The sequence below is a fragment of the Microcystis sp. LEGE 08355 genome (genome assembly GCF_015207185.1).
In the GTDB taxonomy this organism is placed as follows: Bacteria; Cyanobacteriota; Cyanobacteriia; order Cyanobacteriales; family Microcystaceae; genus Microcystis; species Microcystis panniformis.
Genome location: NZ_JADEXI010000321.1, coordinates 1 through 5,355 on the forward strand (window position 1 = coordinate 1; position 5,355 = coordinate 5,355).

General features: G+C 42.5%; 5 protein-coding genes and 1 pseudogene. 4 read left to right on the forward strand and 2 right to left on the reverse strand.

What is annotated here, in order from left to right; all coding sequences use genetic code 11:
* Nucleotides 1–1,524, reverse strand: a 1,524-nt coding sequence (locus IQ242_RS15825; RefSeq protein ID WP_193960619.1) for a flavin-dependent dehydrogenase, incomplete at its 3' end; no start/stop codon positions are given.
* 121 nt (nucleotides 1,525–1,645) lie between these two features.
* On the opposite strand from IQ242_RS15825, the gene IQ242_RS15830 reads away from it, so the two are divergent.
* From IQ242_RS15830 to IQ242_RS15840, 3 genes are all read left to right on the forward strand, one after another.
* Nucleotides 1,646–1,888 carry a hypothetical protein gene (locus IQ242_RS15830; RefSeq protein ID WP_002763591.1) on the forward strand — a complete coding sequence of 81 codons (243 nt, stop codon included), beginning with the start codon at nucleotides 1,646–1,648 and terminating at the stop codon, nucleotides 1,886–1,888.
* Nucleotides 1,889–1,895: 7 nt separating this feature from the next.
* Complete coding sequence (locus IQ242_RS15835) at nucleotides 1,896–2,711, forward strand: DUF2993 domain-containing protein (RefSeq protein WP_193960620.1); 816 nt, start codon at nucleotides 1,896–1,898, stop codon at nucleotides 2,709–2,711.
* 292 nt (nucleotides 2,712–3,003) lie between these two features.
* Nucleotides 3,004–3,684: a GerMN domain-containing protein gene (locus IQ242_RS15840; RefSeq protein ID WP_193960621.1), complete on the forward strand. Its 681-nt coding sequence runs from the start codon at nucleotides 3,004–3,006 to the stop codon at nucleotides 3,682–3,684.
* A 42-nt stretch (nucleotides 3,685–3,726) separates the two neighbouring features.
* Here the strand turns inward: IQ242_RS15840 and IQ242_RS15845 are convergent.
* Nucleotides 3,727–4,789: pseudogene (locus IQ242_RS15845) on the reverse strand (mechanosensitive ion channel family protein).
* A gap of 184 nt (nucleotides 4,790–4,973) precedes the next feature.
* Between IQ242_RS15845 and IQ242_RS15850 the strand changes: the two are divergent.
* Entirely contained in the window at nucleotides 4,974–5,309 is a 336-nt protein-coding gene (locus tag IQ242_RS15850; protein WP_228021034.1) for a cytochrome c, read from the forward strand.
* The last annotated feature ends 46 nt before the right edge of the window (nucleotides 5,310–5,355 follow it).

A 5,355-nucleotide genomic window follows, 5' to 3' on the forward strand; every position in this document is an offset into this window, starting at 1 on the left:
TTCTAGGTCTTTAGCTGTTAGTAAATCGTGTTTTAAGGCCGTATCCAAAAGATGGGTTAAGCGCTCTAAATTACGCACCAAAGAACCGAATCCAGTAAAGATTAACGGTGATTGCAGGGAGGCGGCATCACCGATGGCTAAAATGCGATCAAAGGAGACAATTCGATCTTTTTTTCCTGTGCTAAAATGCCCCGGTATATAACCAAAGGTGGGTTTTTTCCAAATTAATTTTTCTGGGTCACACTGTCGATATTCGGGCAAAATAGTAAAGAAATCTTCGTACATTTCCAACAGAGAACCGGGGTTATCTGGATGGACTTGATGATAGTGAAATAGATAAAAGGTTAATTCTTTTCCTTCCCCCGGAAATAATTCCCAAATTAATTGCCTACCTCTAGAAATATCGCCATGGGAATTTAAGACATCGCCATAGTGAGAATCCCACACCACCGGATCGAATCCTTCTACTACTGCCCCCACCGTCGGACAGACACTATCAAAGGCACGCACTCCGTTTAATTGCCAAGCAATGGGGGAGGCGGAACCCATAGCATCAATCAATAAACGGCCTTTTATCTGTTGAATTTCTCCACCATGATTAAGGGTGACAGTAACACTATTAGCAGTAATATCAGCCTTAATAAATTCCGTTTGATCGAGAATTTTACCGCCATGATCATGTATCTTTTTAGCGCAGGATTGCAGCAATTTGTCGGAATTAATGGCGATATTTAAAACCGTGGGAGTATGGAGAATTTTGGCTTTCAGATGGGGGGGATTATTGCCATCAAAAAACTTATTAAAGCCATCGATGTATTCTTGGAAGATTAATTCCTCGAATTCTTCGGCCGTAAATAGGCCTAAATTAATTAAACTTTGAAACTCCGATCGAGAGATATTCCATTCCCGATTCATCCGTCCGAAAGGTAGTCTTTCTACTAAGAGGACTCGATAACCTAATTTGGCCATCTGTGCCGCATGAATTGCCCCCAAGGCACCACCAATATAAATTAAGTCGTAGGTGATGGGATGATTATTTTCCTCGCTGCTAGAGAAAATTACCGGCTGCGGTTGTTGGGGATTTTTGGCACTGTCGCGCCAACGTTTTTCCCACCAATACAAACGTTCTAAGTCTGCCTCGCCTTGGGGCATTTTGCGGAAGTAGTGAACCGTTAGGGGATAGTCCGCTTCTAAATCTGTAAAAATTGAGTGATTTTTTTGATCGATATTTGGTATCGTGCTAAACTGCGGCGGAAAACGCTTTTGTAAAGCTCGATCGAGCTGCCGAGTCAGGGATGTTTCTTGATCATGCGATCGCTCACCCCAGCGGAAAACTTTTAAATAAGTAGTGCGTTGCAGCGTCCAGACAAAAATCGATAATTCGATCGCCTCCGATAAGCGCAATCTCACCCCGTTAGGTGTATTTGTCTTGACACCGCTTCTGGGTTGCCAATCGGATTGTAACCACTGACAAACGGCGATCGAGTCAGGAGTCGGAATTTCTCTGTAAAGTATTTCTCTCATCTTGATTTAGTTGTTAAACCCAAAAATCGTCTGATTACGCTAGACTACACAAAAAGTTTTCTGAAAAAAGTTTAAAAAACTTTACATACCTAGATTAATACACAGCCTACCCCATCTGATTATGAATTATCCCATCCCGACTACCCCCGAAGAAATTGCCGCCCTCCGACAGCGTCCCGTCGATGAGGAGATGATCGCTGCCGTGATTGCGGGAATTATTAGAATGGCCCGCGCTCAGGGTCAATCTCTCGATGATCTGACTGAAGAAATTCTCGCAGAAGACCCGATTTTAGATCAAGTGCAACGACGTTGGTTAAGTCAGCTTTTGACTAATGCTTGGCAAAATTTAGCTGGATGGGTGTAATTGAGCGATGGAATGGCTAACAATCACTCTCGCTAGTGTTTTGACCCTGTTAACTCCCGCAGGGGCAATTATTGATACGGTTTTAGCCCATACCCTTCGCTCTCAAGTCCAAAAAGTGGAACAATTATCCGTGAGGGTCGATAATACTCCCAATTATCAGGTTCTGCAAGGCAAAATCGATCGAGTTCGCATTTCTGCACGGGGAATTTATCCCCTTGCTGATGTTCGCATTGAGAAGATCGAGCTAGAAACTGAGCCAATTAGCCTCGATTTGCGGCGATTACAGCAAAAAAACAGCAGTTTAGCCGCCTCACTGCGCCGACCAGCTGCGGGAGCTTTGCATCTTGTCCTCACGGAAACTAATGTTAATCAAGCTTTACAATCGGCAGCGGTCAAAGAACAAATTCAGACCCTGATTAATAATCTGATTCCCTCTAGGGAAGAATTTGTTAGCACAAAATATCAACTTAGTCAAGCAAATTTTAATTTTCTTAATAATAATCGAGTCACCCTCAGCCTGCAGCTAGAGACACAACGGCCAGACGAACCAGCAGCCAGCCTCAATCTGAGCTTGGAAGTGGGATTTAAGCTAGTGCAGGGGCGAAAAATCGAGCTTATTGACCCCAAAGCCACTCTTAATGGTCGTCGCATCTCCTCGCGCCTTCTCAAGGGGTTTGCCGAGGGTATATCCACCCAGTTAGATTTAAAAAACTTCGAGAAACAAGGAATTATCGCCCGCCTTCTCCAATTGCAGATTGACGATGATAAGCTGAGTATAGCCGCCTTTGGCAGAATTGAACCTCGATCGGGGAACCCCAATTAAATTTAACGGTCAGAAAACAGGAGATATTTCAGTGATCAGTGATCAGTAATCAGTAATCAGTGAAAAGAAAACGGCAATTTCTCTTTCAGTGATCGGTAAAAAGTGAAAAGACACTGGGAAACTGCTATTTAATACTGCTCACTTAATACATACCAATAACTGATAACTAATAACTGATAACTGATAACTGATGACTGATAACTGATAACTGATAACTAATAACTGATAACTGATAACTGATAACTAATAACTAATAACTAATAACTGATAACTGATAACTGATAACTGAATTATGCCTAGTTCTCGCTCTAGTGATAAAATCTCTTTGCCTTGGATAATTGGTATCGGCCTCGCTTTATTTACTGCCGGTGGGGCCACTGCTTGGTTTGCCGTCCATCACCTATCTTCCCCCCAGAAAACTAGCGAAAACCCGATTGAATCTCCTACTCCGGCGCCGATAAGTCAATCACCAATTGTGGAACCGGTTTCTCCGGGTCCAGTGAAGACAAGTCCGACAGCAACTCCTGCAGCTATTCCTGTTAGGGAAACTCGACAGGTTTATTGGTTAAAAGTGACCGATACGGGTAATCAATTAGTCACCCAAGAAATTACCGTTCAAAAAGCGGATAGCGACGACCGAGAGTTAACAGCAGTATTGAAGATTCTATTAGCTGGTCCAAGTAATCCTCAGGACATGACTACTATTCCCCCCGGTACTAAATTACTGGATTTAAAAGTAGATAAAACGGGAATTAAGATTAATCTCTCGCGCGAGTTTGGCAATGATGATGGTCCTGATATGTTAATCGGTCGTTTGGCACAAATCATCTATACTACTACTACCGAGGATCCCAATGCCAAAGTCTGGATTCAAGTGGAAGGAAAACCCCTAGAATTATTAGGAGAAGGCCACGGTATTGAAGTTGTCCAACCGATGACTCGTAAGTTTTTTGAGGAGAATTATCAATTGTAAGTTTTCTGCGCTTTAAATTGTTGTTGCCATAGCGAATTGAGGTTAACTAGGGGGATTAGTGGGGGGGATAGGGAAAAAGAATTGGATAGGGAATTTTAATTCCTTCTTGCTGATAGCGTCGGTGTAGGAGTTTAATAAATTCGTGTTTAATGGTGAGGTGTTGAAAAAATTCTTCTTCTACCACCTTGAGATAAACCGTCAGCAGGATACTATAGTAATCGAATTTACGATAAAGGATCAAGGGTTGATAGTCACCGAGGTTAGGTTGCAATAACTGGGCAATTTCTTGCATGACTTCTAGGGTAACTTTTTCGACTTTTTCTAAGTCACTATCGTAACTAATGCCCACTTCCACGGGAACCAGTAGGGAGTGATCTGGTAAACTATAGTTACGGAAACTAGAAGAAATGATCTGAGCATTGGGAATGACCAAAAGATTATTGGTAATTTCTTCGATGACTGTGCATCTTAAATCCACATCTCGCACATAACCAGCTTCTCCCGTTCTCAGTTCAATATAATCTCCCGGTCTAACTTTTTTAGAAGTGATAATATTAATCCCCGACATTAAATTAGCTAGGGTATTTTGGAGAGCTAAACCGAGGGAGACACCCCCAATACCCAAGGCAGTAAGCAGGGGAGTTATAGAAATGCCAATCGAGCTTAGAATCAGCAAAAAACCGCAGCTAAAAATCAGAACTTTGGCGAGAAATTCAAATAGGGAAGTTAGGGAAGAAATGCCATCATCTCCCGTGGTATAAACTCGTAATATTTCCACGGATAATTGAGCAACAACCCAAGTAGCCGAAGCTAAAAAAGCTACTAGCAGAAATTTTTTGCTCAGGAGAATGAGGGAGGGAAAGAGGGGAAGATTAGGAAGGGAGAGGGCAATATTTAACCCCAAAAGTCCGAACCAAAGTATGCTTAATCCGCGAAGGGAGCGTAAAACCCCTTCCGAGAAACGCAGGTTTTTTTCTCTGGCAATCGATAAAAGTTGACTGACAACGCGCTTTTCTACGAGCCATCCCAACAGCAGGAAACTGAGGATGATGGTGATAGGTAGGATAATATAGGGCCAATCTTCCAGTCTGGTTAATAGGTTCATTGCTAGAGGGTTAGAAAAAGATGCAGTTTTGTCTTATATTATTCTCCATTTGCCTATCTCTAGCAGGGGCGGTGGAATTTTCGGGCAAAAAGTTGCAAAATGTAAAGAGAAACTCACCTTTCCTTCGGCGGCCTTCGTGAATAGTCAGTTATTTAAACCAAAATTCGGGCTTTATCGACTCTTAATGGTTATAATCATGGTTTTGTTGCTGATTAGCACCTTTTTAATCGCTTTTCATCTGGCTAAGATGTCGGATCCCTACATTAAAGAGGTGTTATCCCTACAAGGTAATGTCAGTCGCGGTTACGAAATCTTTCAGATTAACTGTGCTGCTTGTCACGGTCAGTTTGCTGATGGCATCGTCGGACCAAGTTTAGAGGACGTTTCCCATCGCAAATCGAGAATTAGTCTGATTGAACAGGTAATTAGCGGTAAAACCCCGCCGATGCCCAAATTTCAGCCTGATACTCAAGCTATGGCCGATTTATTGGTTTATTTAGAAAATCTTTCAAAAAACTGACTTGAAAGAGGGTGTAGGGTGTAGGGTGTGGGGTGTAGGGAAGGAA